Origin of the sequence: Cellulophaga tyrosinoxydans, assembly GCF_900176415.1 — a bacterium.
GTDB classification, from domain to species: Bacteria; Bacteroidota; Bacteroidia; order Flavobacteriales; family Flavobacteriaceae; genus Cellulophaga; species Cellulophaga tyrosinoxydans.
In genome coordinates this window covers 1505528-1521867 of record NZ_FWXO01000001.1, presented here as the reverse complement: position 1 = coordinate 1521867, position 16340 = coordinate 1505528, and the positions used below count along the sequence as shown (strand labels likewise).

The 16340-nt window shown below is 33.2% G+C and carries 13 protein-coding genes, 1 tRNA gene and 1 pseudogene; 5 read left to right on the top strand and 10 right to left on the bottom strand.

All coding sequences use genetic code 11. The features are described from left to right. Window positions 1-4: 4 nt before the first annotated feature. Both B8963_RS06820 and B8963_RS16065 read right to left on the bottom strand, forming a co-directional pair. Window positions 5-2776 (bottom strand): outer membrane beta-barrel family protein, encoded by a 2772-nt coding sequence (locus B8963_RS06820; RefSeq protein WP_084060639.1) that lies wholly within the window; start codon window positions 2774-2776, stop codon window positions 5-7. Between the two features lie 158 nt (window positions 2777-2934). Continuing rightward, a pseudogene (locus B8963_RS16065) lies at window positions 2935-3138 on the bottom strand (glycerate kinase); the annotation flags it as partial. Between the two features lie 81 nt (window positions 3139-3219). Between B8963_RS16065 and B8963_RS06815 the strand changes: the two are divergent. Beyond that, on the top strand, window positions 3220-3387 hold the full coding sequence (locus tag B8963_RS06815) for a substrate-binding domain-containing protein (RefSeq protein ID WP_317043699.1): 168 nt from the start codon (window positions 3220-3222) through the stop codon (window positions 3385-3387). Window positions 3388-3398: 11 nt separating this feature from the next. Here B8963_RS06815 and der read toward each other — a convergent pair whose 3' ends face one another. Further along, entirely contained in the window at window positions 3399-4706 is a 1308-nt protein-coding gene (der, locus tag B8963_RS06810) for a ribosome biogenesis GTPase Der (protein WP_084060637.1), read from the bottom strand. A 77-nt stretch (window positions 4707-4783) separates the two neighbouring features. On the opposite strand from der, the gene B8963_RS06805 reads away from it, so the two are divergent. Further along, window positions 4784-5299 carry a GTP-binding protein gene (locus B8963_RS06805; RefSeq protein WP_084060636.1) on the top strand — a complete coding sequence of 172 codons (516 nt, stop codon included), beginning with the start codon at window positions 4784-4786 and terminating at the stop codon, window positions 5297-5299. 93 nt (window positions 5300-5392) lie between these two features. Here the strand turns inward: B8963_RS06805 and B8963_RS06800 are convergent, their stop codons facing one another. Genes B8963_RS06800 through B8963_RS06790 form a run of 3 tightly spaced genes read right to left on the bottom strand, consistent with a single transcriptional unit; the run spans window position 5393 to window position 8263 of the window. Further along, a complete protein-coding gene (locus B8963_RS06800) occupies window positions 5393-5974 on the bottom strand; it encodes a hypothetical protein (RefSeq protein ID WP_084060635.1) in 582 nt (193 codons plus the stop codon). A gap of 50 nt (window positions 5975-6024) precedes the next feature. Further along, window positions 6025-6912 (bottom strand): GTPase Era, encoded by an 888-nt coding sequence (era, locus tag B8963_RS06795; RefSeq protein WP_084060634.1) that lies wholly within the window; start codon window positions 6910-6912, stop codon window positions 6025-6027. Then, window positions 6899-8263, bottom strand: coding sequence for an alanine/glycine:cation symporter family protein (locus tag B8963_RS06790; RefSeq protein WP_084060633.1), 1365 nt, complete (start codon window positions 8261-8263; stop codon window positions 6899-6901). The genes era and B8963_RS06790 overlap by 14 nt, the downstream gene beginning before the upstream one ends. A gap of 184 nt (window positions 8264-8447) precedes the next feature. On the opposite strand from B8963_RS06790, the gene B8963_RS06785 reads away from it, so the two are divergent. The 3 genes from B8963_RS06785 (at window position 8448) to B8963_RS06775 (ending at window position 10269) form a co-directional block, all read left to right on the top strand. Continuing rightward, window positions 8448-8520: transfer RNA gene (locus B8963_RS06785), tRNA-Met, on the top strand. 314 nt (window positions 8521-8834) lie between these two features. Further along, window positions 8835-9557: a hypothetical protein gene (locus B8963_RS06780; RefSeq protein WP_084060632.1), complete on the top strand. Its 723-nt coding sequence runs from the start codon at window positions 8835-8837 to the stop codon at window positions 9555-9557. Window positions 9558-10047: 490 nt separating this feature from the next. Next, window positions 10048-10269 carry a hypothetical protein gene (locus tag B8963_RS06775; RefSeq protein ID WP_084060631.1) on the top strand — a complete coding sequence of 74 codons (222 nt, stop codon included), beginning with the start codon at window positions 10048-10050 and terminating at the stop codon, window positions 10267-10269. A gap of 32 nt (window positions 10270-10301) precedes the next feature. On the opposite strand, the gene B8963_RS06770 is transcribed toward B8963_RS06775, so the two are convergent. Genes B8963_RS06770 through B8963_RS06755 form a run of 4 tightly spaced genes read right to left on the bottom strand, consistent with a single transcriptional unit; the run spans window position 10302 to window position 16192 of the window. Then, a complete protein-coding gene (locus tag B8963_RS06770; RefSeq protein WP_084060630.1) occupies window positions 10302-10484 on the bottom strand; it encodes a CPXCG motif-containing cysteine-rich protein in 183 nt (60 codons plus the stop codon). A 4-nt stretch (window positions 10485-10488) separates the two neighbouring features. Next, window positions 10489-11838 (bottom strand): TolC family protein, encoded by a 1350-nt coding sequence (locus B8963_RS06765; RefSeq protein WP_084060629.1) that lies wholly within the window; start codon window positions 11836-11838, stop codon window positions 10489-10491. Next, window positions 11835-15062, bottom strand: a complete 3228-nt coding sequence (locus B8963_RS06760) for an efflux RND transporter permease subunit (RefSeq protein WP_084060628.1) — start codon at window positions 15060-15062, stop codon at window positions 11835-11837. Before B8963_RS06760 ends, B8963_RS06765 begins: the two co-directional genes overlap by 4 nt. Then, window positions 15062-16192, bottom strand: a complete 1131-nt coding sequence (locus B8963_RS06755) for an efflux RND transporter periplasmic adaptor subunit (protein ID WP_084060627.1) — start codon at window positions 16190-16192, stop codon at window positions 15062-15064. The genes B8963_RS06760 and B8963_RS06755 overlap by 1 nt, the downstream gene beginning before the upstream one ends. Window positions 16193-16340: the final 148 nt, after the last annotated feature.

Sequence of the window (16340 nt, the reverse complement as noted above, 5' to 3'; positions counted from 1 at the left end):
TAGACTACATAAATCTGACACCATTTCCTCGTGACTTCTTACCTCCAAATTGATCGAACTTATAGCTAAAACTGAGCATAAAGTATTGTTGCAATACCGTGCCTTGAAAATCTTGAATAAAGTCTTCTCCGGAGGTTCTTCTAGTATTAATATTCTGATTTAATAAGTCATACGCCAAAACTTTTATAGTGGCATTTTTATCCAACAATTGCCAACCTAAGCTCATATTCCAAAAAACAGCATCTTTATCAAATCCTGGCCCTACATTACCATTATAACTATACGTAATATCATTACCCCAAATTAAATTTTCGGGCCAATAAGTGGTAGTTTTAAACTGTAGATTATGAACAATAAAATTTATATCATCAAATCCGTCAATATTATATTTTGTTTGATTAAAGGTAATTGCATAAACTGGTTCTATTTCGACCAGCTCTCTAAAATTTAAGGTGGTGGAGACTCTTGGCGTAAAAGAAAGGTTTTTAGACTCTAATCGCGCACCATTGGTAAAACCTACACGCTTATTAAAGTTGACATAGGGTCTTATGTTGAATTTAATGGAATAAGCACTGTCTTTTTTAATTTCCTTAGAGTACTGCATACCTCCATACCCATTTAAATTTCCATCAATATTTGCATAAGTGGTAGTTCTTAAAAAATCTTCATCTGTTGTGGTTACAGAAGAAACACTATTGTCTTCAATTGTTGCACCTGCGTACATAAAAAAACCGGTACGATCTTTCCAATTATAATCATTATAATTAATATTTATCCTATGATTTACTGAAGGTGATAAATTTGGATTACCTACAATAATATTTAAAGGATTTGAAACATTAGGAATAGGCTGTAACTGATTAACTGATGGAATATTTAAGTCAGAATTATACCATAATCCAAGTCTTTTAGATTTATCTATGGTATACGAAATATTCGCATTAGGCAACACATTACTATAATTTTTAGAAAACGAAGTATTTTGCAAATAATCCCTATTGTTCAGGTTAGTAGCTGTATAATCAACTCCTATTCTCAAACGAAACTTCTCCCGGTCACTATTAAAGCGTAATGAAGGAGTCTGCTGCTCGGTATTAAATCTAAAATCTGAACTTAAACTTTGATTAAAATTGGTATAATCATCTGTAATCGCATCAAAATCATACACAGATCGTTTATTGTTGCGTTGGTTATTCTGATATTCATAACCAAAATCTAAATAAATTTTATCTGCTAACGGTTGTCTGTATCTTACTCCAATTTCATAAGAATCGTTTTTATTATTAGAATCTGTAATTTGATCTAAAGTTTCTTCACTTGGGTTAGCACCGAAAATTTCACGTAGAGAATTTAAATTAGCGAAGTTTATATTTTCTGAATTATTATTTCTAAAAGAAAAGCGAATGTATTTACCAATAGTATCTAATTTTTTAAAAATGGTCATTCTATTAGAAAAATTCCTTTGTTGGCCATCACTTATTGTTGCGGTTTCATTACTATTAATTAATGCTCCATCCTCATCATTTGATGTTGTGTTGGAATAATTAGCAGAATTTGTTCTATTAATACTTAATGATGGTTCTACTGAAACTCGTAGTGTTTTATCAATATCAAACTCCAAATCTGCTCCACCTTGATTACTATTAGTGCTTCCTCTAAAATTAGATTCGGTGTTGGTGAAAAAACTACCATCTGGCAGAATGTTTTCCCTGAATGTTTTTTGGTCATTATAAGAATCACTATACGAGAAAAAGTAATTACTACTTACTTCATATTTATTTTTTTCTTGATCGGCATAACTAGCTCCCACAGTTGAGGAAGTGGTAATTCCTTCGCCAAAACCAAAAGACAAACCGCCAACTTCAAAACCTCCATTGCTATTAAATGACACTCTCCCTCCTGAGTTACCTACCATATCGTAAATTTCGTCAAAAGAAAATCCTGCATTATTAATATTATTGGTGCTTGCTATAACACTCAGGCGCTTTTTATTATTAAAATAATTTAAAAGTCCGTTAGCCTGATATCGGTCATCTGTACCATAACCAGCAGCCATTCTTCCTAAATAGCCTTTGTTTTTGTCTTCTTTAATTGTAAGATTGATGGTTTTTGTTTCTCCGTCTCCATCTTCACCAGCAAATTCCTGCTCCTTTGTTTTGGTATTGGTAATTTGAATTTTGCTAATAATTTCTTTAGGCAGACTTTTAGTTGCAACTTTAGGATCGTTACTAAAGAAAACTTGGCCATTTACTAGTACCTGATTAACCTCCTTACCATTAACGGTAATTTTTCCATTACTATCAACTTCTACTCCGGGGAGCTTTTTTAGCACATCTTCAACGGTGGCGTCAGGTCGTGTTTTAAACGAATCTGCATTAAATTCTAAAGTATCTTTTTTTATAGTTATAGGCACTCTCTCGCCCGATACTTGTACTCCTTTTAATTCTTCAAACTGCTCCTCTAATTGAATAGTATTTAAATTGATAAGAGATTTCCTTTCAAGGGTCATCTTTAAAGTTTTGTAACCGTTGTATGAAAAGAATACATTAAACTTACTTAAACTTGTTTTTCCTTCTAACTCAAATAACCCATTTTGATCTGTTATGCTATAAGCTATAAGTGTACTATCTAAAATAGATTCGGCATAAATTGTAGTGGCTTCTAAGGGCGTTTGCGTATCCAAGTCTACTATTTTTCCTTTTATTAAAAAGTCTTGAGCATTAGAAAATGAAAAAATACCAAGGAAAAATACTACTGTTAAAAAAGATTTTTGCATTTGATTATTTGGATTGATGAATTTTTGGTTGCGCTAAAAATATGGCAACCTATCAAATGCTTGGCAAGCGTTAACATAATTTTATAATTAAATGTAGAATATACATTTAATTATAAAGCCAACAATTTATCTAAGTATTAAATTTATTTAATACTGGTTTATAAGGAGTGTTTCTTGCTAAAAAACTGAAAAAGCACGTCCTCAACAAGCTTAGATGCATTTTCCATACTATAGGCAACTCCTTTTTCAGGGTCATATATTTGAAAAGCATTTTCTAAGCCCATTTTTTGGATTTGCGCTTCATTTAAATCCAATTTACCAAAAATCGCAACTATAGGTATGCGAAACTTTTGGGCAATGGTTGTAACGTCTTTAACTAATTCAACATAAAAATTCCAGAAGAAATTGCCGTTGTTGGCTTTAGCAACTCGGTAAATTCTAAAATAATTGTTCCTAATTTAACCACTGTAGACCAGCCTGGTGAACGCATTGGTAGAACTGCGGTGGACTATTTAATTGATGAAATAGACCATCCGAATGATGCGCTAATAACAAAAACAATAGAAATAAAAACCAACCTTATCGTAAGAGATTCTTCCTTCAAAGGTTGATTTTTTTTGACTTATTTTTTACGCATAAAAACAGATATTGGAACCCCAGTGAAATCAAAATTCTCACGTAGTTTATTTTCCAAAAATCGTTTGTATGGATCCCTTACATATTGAGGCAAATTACAGAAAAATGCAAACTGCGGATATGGTGTTGGTAATTGTGTACAGAATTTAATCTTTACAAATTTTCCTTTGTATGCTGGTGGTGGATAATTTTCAATTAACGGCAACATGACATCATTAAACTTACGGGTTTGAATTTTACGACTTCTATTTTCGTAAACTTGAACCGCCGTTTCAATAGCCTTAAAAATACGCTGCTTAGCTAAAACCGACATAAATACAATAGGAACATCGGTAAAAGGCTCCATGGCTTCTTTAATTTTTTGCGTGTAATGCTTGATGGTATTGGTTTCTTTATCTTCCACCAAATCCCATTTATTAACAAGTATTACTATCCCTTTATTATTGCGTTGCGCTAACCAAAATATATTCTGTACTTGCCCGTCAAAACCACGTGTTGCATCTAAAATAATGATACAAACATCGGAATGCTCAATTGCTCTTACAGAACGCATTACTGAATAAAATTCTAAATCTTCTCTTACTTTAGATTTTCTACGAATCCCCGCAGTATCTACTAAGTTAAACTCAAATCCAAAACGGTTGTATTTTGTATCGATACTATCTCTTGTGGTACCAGCAACATCCGTAACGATATAACGATCTTCACCTATTAAAGCATTTATAAATGATGATTTACCAGCATTTGGTCGACCCACTACGGCAAATCTTGGAAGCTCGTCATCTCTATTTGGTTCTTTCTCTGGCAAGACCTCAACAAGCGCATCAAGCAAATCACCAGTTCCACTTCCATTAGTACTTGCAATAGTAAAATAATCGCCTAAGCCTAAGGAATAAAACTCCACAGCATCTTCTGCTCTTTTATTATTATCTACTTTATTTACTGCTAATAATACAGGTTTTTTGACTTTGCGCAGCAGTTTAGCAACATCTTCATCCATACCTGTTACGCCGGTTTCTACATCGACCATAAAAATAATAACATCGGCTTCATCAATAGCTAATTCTACTTGCTTATCGATTTCTGCTTCAAAAACGTCATCACTACCTTTTACGTAACCTCCTGTATCAATCACAGAAAATTCTCTTCCATTCCAGTCGCTTTTACCATAGTGACGATCGCGAGTTACCCCACTTACCGCATCAACAATAGCCTCTCTACGTTTAATTAAACGGTTAAAAAGGGTTGATTTACCAACATTTGGTCTTCCTACAATGGCTACAATAGCACTCATACTTCGTAATTTTGGTGCAAAAGTACTATTATTTATTGAAGAAAAATGATAACTTCTATGCCTAAATACCTGTAACAGTGAAAAGTCTGCCAAATACTATTGTTTTACGGCCTAGATTTCAGAGAGAACTGGACTCGCCTAGTGACGCTATTCTATTAGCTTTTGAAAAAACACGCAAAGATCCCTTTATAGTAAAGCGCTTAGATGATCATGTGTTTATAAAATTTAATGCAAAAGAAAACCACTTTTGGTCTCCTCAATTACATTTAGAAATTGTAAACAATGAAGACCTTAAAACGAGCAAAATTTACGGTGTTTTTGGGCCCAATCCTGCACTTTGGACATTCTTTATGTTTCTACATTTTGGCGTTGCTACCCTATTTATAGTTCTAGGCGTATGGGCTTATTCTAATGCCGCTCTGGATAAAACCTATACTTTGCAAATAGGATTAATGATCGGATTGATTGTGATTTGGTTTGCACTTTATGCATTTGGCAGGTTAGGCAGAGCCAAAGGGAGACCACAAATGCATGAATTGCATGATTTTATGGAAGAGGTAATAAGCCCCCGAACCCCCAAAGGGGGAGAATAAAGTTTTTACAATTACATTGGGTAGATTATAAATACAAAAGAGGCTTAACCATGAATGGTAAAGCCTCTTTTTTTTAGAAAAAAATATTAATTTTTAAAAAACGATACCTACACTTAATCCAAGAGATCTTGTTGCGTAATATTTGGGGGTTTCATCTGGGAGTCCTAATAATGGCTTACCGCCATCTAATTGTAGTTGTGTATATTCTCCAAATAGATTAAGAATTAATTGATATTCATCTTTTTGTAGAATTGGAAAACCAACACCAGCTCTTGCAGTTGCACCTGTTTTAAATTTATCTTTATTTAAGCTAAAATCGTTTGTTGCATTAATATAAAGAAAACCACTATTTTTATCTGTAAAAAAATAGCGCATAACTCCACCTACCTTAAGAAAAGAGTAACTGGGCTTTGATAGCGTCTGAAAGCCCCCTACAACACCTAAACTTAGCTTTTTGAAAATAAAATAATTATAATCTCCTTGCACAGCAAAAGAACTTAATAAAAACCCGGAATTATCTAATTCAACATCCGTAAAAACATTGTTTGAGTCATTATAGGAATACTCCTTATTACTTGGGAAAATAAAGTCGAATTGAGCAGATGTTTGCCATTTTTCTTGAGCTTGGGCAATTATTGAAATAAAAATAAAAGAAACAACAACAAGAATTTTCATACTTTAAATTTGAATTTAATACCAAAGCTACAATTATAATAAGAAATATCCTACCCCTGATTATAGCCAAAACGTTTTAGCTGATTGGCATTGCTACGCCAATTTTTGTTCACTTTAACGTACAATTCCAAATGCACTTGCTTATCAAAGAATTTTTCTAAGTCTTTTCTAGACTCTACACCTACTCTTTTCAGTGCTTCGCCTTTGTGGCCAATAATTATTCCTTTTTGAGAATCACGTTCTACCATGATTACTGCACGCATTCTAATTATAGAATCGTCTTCAAAAAACTCCTCAGTTTCTATTTCTACAGCATAAGGAATTTCTTTTTTATAAAATTGAAGAATTTTCTCGCGAATAGTTTCATTAACAAAAAAGCGTTCTGGCTTATCTGTAAGCTGATCTTTTGGATAAAAAGGAGGGGAAACAGGCAGTAATTCTATGATACGTTCAAAAACACCTTTAATATTGAAATTCATTAAGGCAGAGATTAAATGAATTTCTGCCGTAGGCAATTGTTCTTGCCAATATTGCACTTGCTCTTCTATTGTTTCCTGTTCTGTGGTGTCAATCTTATTTAGCAATAAAAGCACCGGTATTTTACTATGCTGAAGTTTTTCAAAAAAGCGTTCATCTTTCAAAGCTTTTTCTCCAATTTCTACCATGTAAATAAGAATATCAGCATCTTCAAAAGCAGACTTAACAAAATCCATCATAGAAGATTGTAGCTCGTACGCGGGCTTAATAATTCCTGGAGTATCCGACAAGATCACCTGAAAATCATCACCATTTACAATGCCTAAAATACGATGTCTTGTTGTTTGTGCTTTTGAGGTGATAATAGATAATTTTTCACCCACAAAGGCATTCATTAATGTAGATTTACCCACATTCGGATTTCCAATTATATTTACAAAACCAGCTTTATGCTCTGTCATTCTTCAATTTTTTAAAATATGCAGCAGCGGCAACATTTACTTTAGGAGCCAATAACAATACTGCTATCATATTCGGAATTACCATTAAAGCGTAGGATAAATCTATTAAGTTTTTTACTAGCTCTAGCGACGCTACGGCTGCAAAAATAATCATTATAACAAAGTATACATTATATAATTTCCCAATTTTAGGATTCGTTAAAAATGAAAGTGATTTTACTCCATAATAAGAATACGTAAATAAGGTAGATAATGCAAAGGCAGTAACAATTAGCATTAATAACGAATCTCCATAACCAAATAAGGTACGTTCAAAAGCCTCTAAGGTCATTAAAATACCACTTACATCTTCGGTATAGGCGCCACTTAAAATAATAACAATTGCGGTAAAAGTACATACCATTATAGTATCTATAAACGGACCTAACATGGCCACCAAGCCTTCTTTAATTGGATTATCTGTCTTAGATTGCCCATGATACATTGGCGCACTACCTAAACCAGCTTCGTTAGAAAACATAGCTCTACGCACTCCAATAATAACCAATCCCCAAAAACCACCCGTAACAATAGTATTAAAATTCCATGCTTCGGTAAATATTAATTGTAATGATGGCAGTACTTTTTCAGAATTTAATGCCATAACCACGATTACGGCAATTAGGTAAATAAAAACCATAAATGGCACTATAGCAGAAGCTACTTTAGCTATTTTTGAAAGTCCGCCGAAAATTACAAACGATGTAATTACAGCTAAAACTAATCCTATGGTCCATTTCCAATTCACCACATCCATCACATAAATATTTTCTTCAGGTTTTACAACCATCATAAACGTTTCTGTAAATTGATTTGCAGTAAACACCCCAAGGAATCCAAAAAGACCACAAATACAAAAGAAAATAGCTAATGGTTTCCACTTTTCACCTAAGCCTTTAGTAATGTAATACATGGGACCACCCTGCAATTTACCATCTGCATCGGTAGTTCTAAACATGATAGCAAGACTACAAGAATAAAATTTAATTCCCATTCCTATAATTGCAGTTACCCAGATCCAAAAAACAACCCCTGGACCGCCATCATGAATGGCAATGGCTACTCCAGAAATATTTCCCAAGCCTACGGTGGCTGCGACAGCAGCAGAAAGTGCTTGAAAAGAACTTACATCGCCTTTGGCATTTTTATCATCATATTTACCTGCTGTAATGGCGATTGCATGTCCGAAAAAACGAAAAGGAACAAATTTAGAATAGACCATTAAAAAAAGTCCTCCACCTATTAACAATAGAAACATTGGCCATTCGGTATACGGCAGAATACTAGATAATAAATCGTTTATAATTTCCATGCAAGAGTAATAATATGTTATAGAGGGGTAATTTAAGGATTTTAAAGTGATGCTTAAAAAATAATTATCAATTTATGTTTTGATAGTAACAAAAAAGCTTTGTATATTTGCAGCCGGAAATAAATCAGTCAGCATTATGAACTGAGCGCTGAAAAGCGAAGTTGATTCTTTCAGAAACGCAAATCGCGGGATAGAGCAGTAGGTAGCTCGTCGGGCTCATAACCCGAAGGTCACTGGTTCGAGTCCAGTTCCCGCTACTAGAAGAAAACCTCTTAGGAAACTAAGAGGTTTTTTGTTTTTAAGAAGTTCTATACTTATACTCCAAAGAATAATACAAACTCATGTATTTTATTAAATAATAAATTGTAGATTTAGTACATTACAATCCCCCCCCTTTTATTAGTAGTCTGAGTATTTCATTTATCGGATTTAGCTAGAAGTATACTTAAAATTACCACTCCCCCTAAAATGATAATTATTAGCAATTTCATGTGATGCATAAAAATTACGCATGAAAAATGTCAACAACTTAAAATTGGAAAAGACTAATCATAAATAAAACACGCATATCATGAAAAAAACCCTGTCATTATTAATGCTTCTTTATTTAAGTGGTATTATGGCTCAAACAAAGTCTAGAGTAGAAAACCCTCCTATACAAAACATGGATTTGGTACTATTTTCCTTCGGCGTACTAGAATCATTTTCTATTGGTTCTCTTGCTGAATCTGGAGAATTAAACATAAAATTTCCAAATGATTTAAATTTTATTTCTGACGAAGCAAAAGAAAATTCATGGTCAGATGCTAGTTTCACTTTATTTTCAAAATGCGACAATAGTTATGATATACTATCGGCTGATGAAAATGTAAAAGCGGTTAGCGCAGGATATATTTCATTAAGCACAAAAGATAACTCGTATTCAGGGTTACTATTTATGGTTACAAGTAATAATTTGGTTCCTTGGCTAGAAGACTCCTATTCCAATGATGCCACGTTAGGCTCCTATTTTGAATTAGTTTACATGGAGTCTGATTTTAAGTATCAGGGAAATTGTACTTCTACTACTTCGAATATTGAAAATGATAATATCGAAACGCTATATTCTTATGATTTGGAGTTAAAAGCTGGTTTTAATTTTATTGAATATAAAATTGAAAGTGTAAAGGAATATAAAGTGCCAAGCATGTATGAAGAAGGAGTTTTTGATAATATAGTAAAGCCTAGCACCGTAAAAGTTACCTCAACACAGGCTATGCCACCAAAAACATTATGGATTGCCAAATACTATTAACGTTTGAACGAACTAAAACCTAATTATCAAAAAAGGCTTTACATTACAGTAAAGCCTTTTTGATTTGGTATTCCAATAATCCTTAATTTACTCTTTTTCTATAATTTCTTTTGATTTCAACAAACATTAAAAATGCGGCAAGCATAAGACAACAAACTATAATCAAAACTGGGTTGGCATCTATAAAGCCTATTAATACATCAACTAAATTTTCCATCTTTTAATCTCTTATTTACTTTATTCTAATAAGTAGATACAATGGTAACGCATGAGTTGCTTTTTTAATACTTAAAAAAATCTGAAATTTTTCTTAAAAATTATAATGATAGATTATTGCTCTGATTCATAATTTTCAATCAATTAACAGTCATCCGATTAATAATACACTTCATCTGTATTTTTACCACACATCGAAAATAGAAACAGTTGAACGAATCATATGATGTAAAGAACCCTTTCAACACGTTCTAATTAAACCAAATCAATAACCATGAAATCTATTTTTGCTACATTATTTTTTCTAACACTAGGATTTACTGCAAGTGCTAATCACGAGGTTAAAAAAGATATGAAAGTACCTGTAACTCCAAAAACTATTGTAATTTATAAGAACTATAAAACTTCTAGTGCTATAATTTACTTGGATAAGCATTCTAAGATTAAAAAAGCCTTAAACTTTGAATTAAAAGCTCAAAAAGCGAAATTAGCTTAAGCTATATATTAAACATCGTTGAAGCTTGTTGCTTATTGTTCAATATCTGTAGCTGAAAAACCTATAAGTTCTTGATCTTGAAATTCTGGAGTAATTTCAATAGGGTTGCAACATACCTCACAATCTTCTATATAAGTTTGCTTGCGAATAGAACTATCCAATAGCATTGATATTTCTTCCCAGCAATAAGGACATTGAAAAAAATGTTCGTACATGGTATTAAAATTCAGTATTCAATAACTGCCCTGTTAATTGTAATAACTGTAATTCTGCAAGTTTCGCATCGTATTTTGCTAAATTTTTATTCGTACTTGCATTTAACAAGTTTATCTGTGCTTGACGAAATTCTATAGAACTTATTCTTCCCAATTGAAATTGCTCACGAGAGCGCTCAAAATTGTTCTGATTGGTAATTACGTTCTGCTCTTGAATTTGAAAAATAGCAATTAAATTGTCATAAATAGCTTTCGCATTTTGTATATCTCTGTCTACTTCCAATGCTATTTGTTGCTTTAATATTTCTTGATTGTCATAGGCGATTTTTGCATTTCGCACTCGTACTGTAGTACTACCTCCATCAAATAAATTCCAGGTTAAACTAGCATTTAATCCTAAATTATTTGTGGTATTATTTGTACCTGGAAAAAAAGCTGATGCAGCACTCTGGTTTAAATTCCAACCATAGGTGCCTGTTAATCCTAATTGTGGCAAGTATCCAGATTTATTCACTTTTATATCGTATTCATTAATTTTTAGGTTCTTTTCGGTTTGCAACATAGCGACATTATTCTCTGTTGCTTTTGCTAAGTAATCTTCTAATTGCAATTCTGGAATAAATTGCACAATAGTATCTACTTGAAAAGTATCATTCAAATTTTGATTTAAAATTACATTTAAATCGCGTTTTGCATTAATAAGCTGTTGCTCCATGGTTAGCATAGCAATACTATCATTGGTAATATCTACTTGTGCGTTAAGTATATCTAGCTTCGTATTTTGGCCATATTCAAAGGCATATTCTGCTCGCTTATAACGATCTCTGGAAATCTGCAAAGCTTGTTTTAAAACATCGCGATTCTCAGTTAACCTAGCAACTTGAAAATACACGCTAAATAACTGCAACATAGTATTCTCAATGGTTTCTCGAGCTTGAAGTTCGCTCAATTGATAGCGCTCTTTTAACACTTTATAATTGTAATAACGTCCTAACCCATCAAAAAGAACATAATTAAGGCTTAGGCTAGAATTATATCGTTGCGCTTCGGCCTTATTAAGGTTTACGTCAGCTCTAGGCGAACCATCAGTATTAAACTGACCTGGAAACTCAATGGTAGAATCATCGCGATTATAAGCCGCGGATGCACTCCCACTTAATGTAGGCAAATAACCCGAATTTAATATGCTCTGATTGTTATCTGCAATCTCAACCTGATTTTTCGCCACCTTTATTCCAAAATTGTTTTCTAGTACAAGCTGAATTGCATCGTCTTTTGTCAAAAATTTTTCTTGACTAAAAACCGAAGTATAAAAGCTAAAAAATAATAGTATTAGTGTATATGCTGTTTTCATTCGTCTTTAGGCTTCAATTCTCCTTTTAAATGTAATTCTTCGTTTTGCTCTTTTATAGCTCGTTCCACTTCTTCTTTACTCACTTCATTTCCAGTAGCTAGCCATTTAGCAGATACTTTGAATCTGTTACTGAACGATAAAAATAATGGTAGTATTAGTAAAGTTAAAACCGTAGCAAATCCAATACCATATGCGATTGAAATAGCCATTGGTTTTAAAAATTGCGCCTGTCTACTTTTTTCTAGCAATAAAGGCGCAAGACCTGCGATGGTTGTTATTGATGTTAAGAAAATTGCTCTAAATCTAGATTTACCAGCATCGTACATTGCATCATCAAACTTCATTCCCTCACGTAAGTTGGCATTAAACTTGCCAATAAGTACTAGCCCATCATTAACCATAATACCCACTAAAGCTATAATACCTAACATAGATAAAATATTTATAGGAAAATCATGAATCCAATGTCCCCAAGCAACTGCTGTTAGGCTTAAAGGAATTAGAATAATCAACATTAAAGGTTGACTAAAACTCCTAAAAGTAAATGCTATTGTGATATAAATAAGCCCTAGAACAGACCAACCTACTAATTTAAGTGATGCTAAAAGTTTATTCGCTTCACGATTCTGACCTTCAAAAGATGCTGAAACTGTCGGGTATTTAGATTTAATGTTAGGCATAACATTATTTTCAATATCGAACATAACATCTGTGGCACTAGTTTCTTTGCTGTTTTTTAAATCTGCAGTAATTTGAATTTCTCGCTGCCCCTCTAAGTGATTTATAGCAACATCTCCTCTTTCAATAGTGTAGCTTGCTATTTCTTTTAAAGGTACTTTACTACCACTTGGGGTTGTAATCCTCATTTCGTCTAAATCAGTTATAGAAGATCTGTTTTCACGATCGTATCTAACCCAAACTCTGATTTCATCTTGTCCACGTTGAAATCGTTGAGCTTGCATTCCAAAAAAACCAGCCCGTACCTGATTCATGATTGTACGTAAATCTAAGCCTAATAAATAAGCGTTCTCTTTAAGTTCAAGCCTAATTTCTTTTATACCAGCAGGGTCATTATCTGCGACATCTTTTAAAAGCGCATTATTCTCTAAAACTGTTTTAAGTTCTTTTTTTGCTGCTTTTAGTTCTTCTATATTATTCCCTAATAAGGAAACTGCTACAGGGCTACCTCCAAAATTACCTCCAGAACCAAACACTAAACTTTCTACACCAATTACAGGACCTACAAGCTCTCTAAGTCTTGTAGTTACTAATTCTGATGAAATTTCATCTGGGCGCTCTTCACCTGGTAAAAGATTAATCACCAATGATGCCGTAGAAGATCCAGGGCCAACATTCTTTATGACATTATCAAACAACACTTTGTTGGTGCCCTTTAAATATTTATCGGTAAGTTCTTGATTTACAATTTTTGCTTTTTCTTCTATATATGAAATTATCGAATCGGTAACAATTTCATTGGTTCCATTTGGCATTTCTAAAGCAATTGAAACCCTATCACTGGCAACATTTGGAAAAAAGGTAGTTCTAATAATTCCACCACCTATAGCACCTACGGTTAAAATTAATGCTACTGCGAAAAATGAAAACGTGAGTATTTTATGTTTAAGTGAAAATTGCAATGCTGGACCATAAAATTCATCCCGCATCCAATTCATAAAACGATCTCCCGCTTTATTAATAACTCTTAATTTAGCAAATGCCTTTGCAATGCCTGTTTTTGGTTCATCGCTAATAGGTTGTAATGCCTTGGAATGGGCTAAATGCGCAGGCAAAATTATCAATGCCTCTACCAGAGACACCACAAGTGTTAAGATGACAATAACGGAGACCTCACCAAAAAACTCACCTATTCGTCCGTCTAAAAATAAGAATATGGAAAAGGCTAATAAGGTTGTAATAATTGCTGATACAATTGGAGGAATAACCTCCATAGTACCATCTATTGCAGCTTGTATAGGCGTCTTTCCCTTTTCGTAATGCTGATAAATATTCTCGGCAATTACAATACCATCATCAACCAGAATACCGATTACGATAATCATTCCAAATAACGAAAGCACGTTTATAGTAACATCGAAAAAACCAGCAAAAATAAACATTCCCAAAAATGAAATTGGCAGTCCGAAAGCCACCCAAAATGCTAAGCGCGTATTTAAGAAAAGTGATAAAAATATGAGAACTAATACCATTCCCATTATGGCATTTTCAGTCAATAGTTCTGTTCGCTGTACTAAAGTTATAGAAAGATCACTCACAACATTAAGTTGAACATTGTAGTGTTTATCATTAAAATCTTCTATGTATTCTTTAATTTTTTCTGCTGACGAAATTAAATCTTCTGTATTGGTACTTGTAATTGTTGTACTTACCGATAAATCTCCATTAAAATAAGTAGCATTAGGACTTTCTGCAAAACGATCGCGAATTTGAGCAACATCTTTTAAACGGATGGTTTGCCCGTTTGGAGAAGCTTTAATTATTAAATTAGAAATTTCGTCACCGTAGTAAGCTCTATTATTGGCACGTATAAGATATTCTTCGGCATCGGTTTTAATATTACCACCAGTCACTAGAATATTTGCATTTGCTACAGCCTGCGACACCTCAGTAAAGGAAACATTATAAGCCAATAAACTATTTTCGTTTACAGCTATTTCTATTTCTTCTTGAGGATATCCAGACATTTCTATCTGAGAAATTCCGTCTATAGTCCGAATATCATTCTCAATTTGTCTACCAATTTGTTTTAGTGTAGCTAAAGGAATGTCTTTACCACTAATCGCAAAACTAATAGTTTGTCTTACCTCTTCTCGTTTAGCAACAATTAAAGGTTCCATTCCTGTAGGAAAAGAAGGCACACGATCAACCGCATTTTTCACTTCTAAAAGCATAAAATCAATATCCTGACCTTTTTCTATTTCTACATTTATGGACCCACTGTTTTCTCTAGAAGTAGAGGTAACACGATCAACGCCTTGAAGCCCTTTTAAATTATCTTCTATTTTGAGAACTATGCCTTCTTCAATTTCTTGTGGAGATGCACCAGGATACGTTACCGATATAGTGATGTTTTTAGAATCTACTAAAGGAAAAAAAGATGACTTTAAAGAAAGTGCGCCTACAATACCAAATGCTGTAATTGCCAAAATAAATACGGTAACGGCAACATGGTACTTTATAAAAAATGTTATTAACTTCCTCATTAGTTAGTCTGATTTTCAGAATTATTATCAAAAATCTTTACTAACATTCCTGAATAAGCACCAACAACTGGCTTCGCTACAATTACCGTACCTTCTGGCACATTTTTTAGCACTACTTTTTTGTCCGAAAAATATACTGGCTCCACATCAATTAAATCCAAAACTGAGTCACGAACCACAAATATTTGATTGTTTTCCAAAAGCAACCCACGATTCACTTCAATTGCATTAAGTTCTTCTTTTGCATTAAGCCTTGCCTCTAAATACATGCCTTCTTTTAAAGATTTATCTTTTATTTCAATAAAGGCCTTTATTGTTTGCGAAGCTTGATCCACACTCCCATTTATACGTGTTACTATACCTTTATATTCTTGAGTGCCTTCAAGGTTATTTAATTTTACCGCTTCACCAACTTTTAACAAGTCGCTATACGTTTTACTTACCGCAACTTCTAATTCGTAAACATCAGTATTAATAAATTCTCCTAGTTTTTGTCCTGAACGTATTAATGTGCCTTCTGTAACAAGTGCTACGGTTAAAACACCATCAAAAGGTGCCGTAATTCTGTATTTAGATAAGCGCTGTTCTAAGTTTTTAACATTGTAATAACTAGTAAGTATTCCTCTTCCTGAAATAAAATACTTTTCTTTTTCACTAGTCATTGAAGGTAATGAAGGTGTGCTATTGGCAAGATCAAAATTATTTAAATAAGATTGCCATTTAGAAAATATCTCAGGATAATCTAGGCGTAAATCTGGCATTATAGAAGTTAATAAATTATAGAGATTACTCTTAGCAGATTGTACACTTGCGGCGTATTCCGCAGCATCTATTCTAATAATTATTTCTCCAGATTTATAGGACTCTCCAACTTTAAACAGCTTACCGCTGTTTTTAAAAACACCTTGTACCTCTGAATATAACTCAACTCTACGTTTTGCTACCACATTTCCATTTGCAGGTACAACAATAGCTACTGTGCCATTTGCTACCTTATCTGTAAATACAGTTTTTACAATCTTATCTGGTTTGGGTTTTTGAGTGTTTTTGCTGTTGATTAATACAGCTGCGCCACCTACGGCCAAAGCAATTAATACAATTCCTAAAATAGATAGTAATATTTTTCTCATAATTAAACTTAAGGCTAGTGAGCCTTAGATTGCAAAACTATCCATTAGTTTAAGCTAGTTTAGTTAAACATATCTTAAAAAATGACATTTCGCTAATTTTAATCCATTCTACACTAAACAAAAAAGGACACCTATTCGGCGTCCTTTT

Coding starts and splice junctions, on each gene's coding strand:
- B8963_RS06790 (WP_084060633.1), bottom strand. CDS start 8,263: ATGGAAATTATAAACGATTTATTATCTAGTATTCTGCCGTATACCGAA.
- der (WP_084060637.1), bottom strand. CDS start 4,706: ATGAGTGCTATTGTAGCCATTGTAGGAAGACCAAATGTTGGTAAATCA.
- B8963_RS06755 (WP_084060627.1), bottom strand. CDS start 16,192: ATGAGAAAAATATTACTATCTATTTTAGGAATTGTATTAATTGCTTTG.
- B8963_RS06760 (WP_084060628.1), bottom strand. CDS start 15,062: ATGAGGAAGTTAATAACATTTTTTATAAAGTACCATGTTGCCGTTACC.
- B8963_RS06780 (WP_084060632.1), top strand. CDS start 8,835: ATGAAAAAAACCCTGTCATTATTAATGCTTCTTTATTTAAGTGGTATT.
- B8963_RS06775 (WP_084060631.1), top strand. CDS start 10,048: ATGAAATCTATTTTTGCTACATTATTTTTTCTAACACTAGGATTTACT.
- B8963_RS06765 (WP_084060629.1), bottom strand. CDS start 11,838: ATGAAAACAGCATATACACTAATACTATTATTTTTTAGCTTTTATACT.
- B8963_RS06820 (WP_084060639.1), bottom strand. CDS start 2,776: ATGCAAAAATCTTTTTTAACAGTAGTATTTTTCCTTGGTATTTTTTCA.
- B8963_RS06770 (WP_084060630.1), bottom strand. CDS start 10,484: ATGTACGAACATTTTTTTCAATGTCCTTATTGCTGGGAAGAAATATCA.
- B8963_RS06800 (WP_084060635.1), bottom strand. CDS start 5,974: ATGAAAATTCTTGTTGTTGTTTCTTTTATTTTTATTTCAATAATTGCC.
- era (WP_084060634.1), bottom strand. CDS start 6,912: ATGACAGAGCATAAAGCTGGTTTTGTAAATATAATTGGAAATCCGAAT.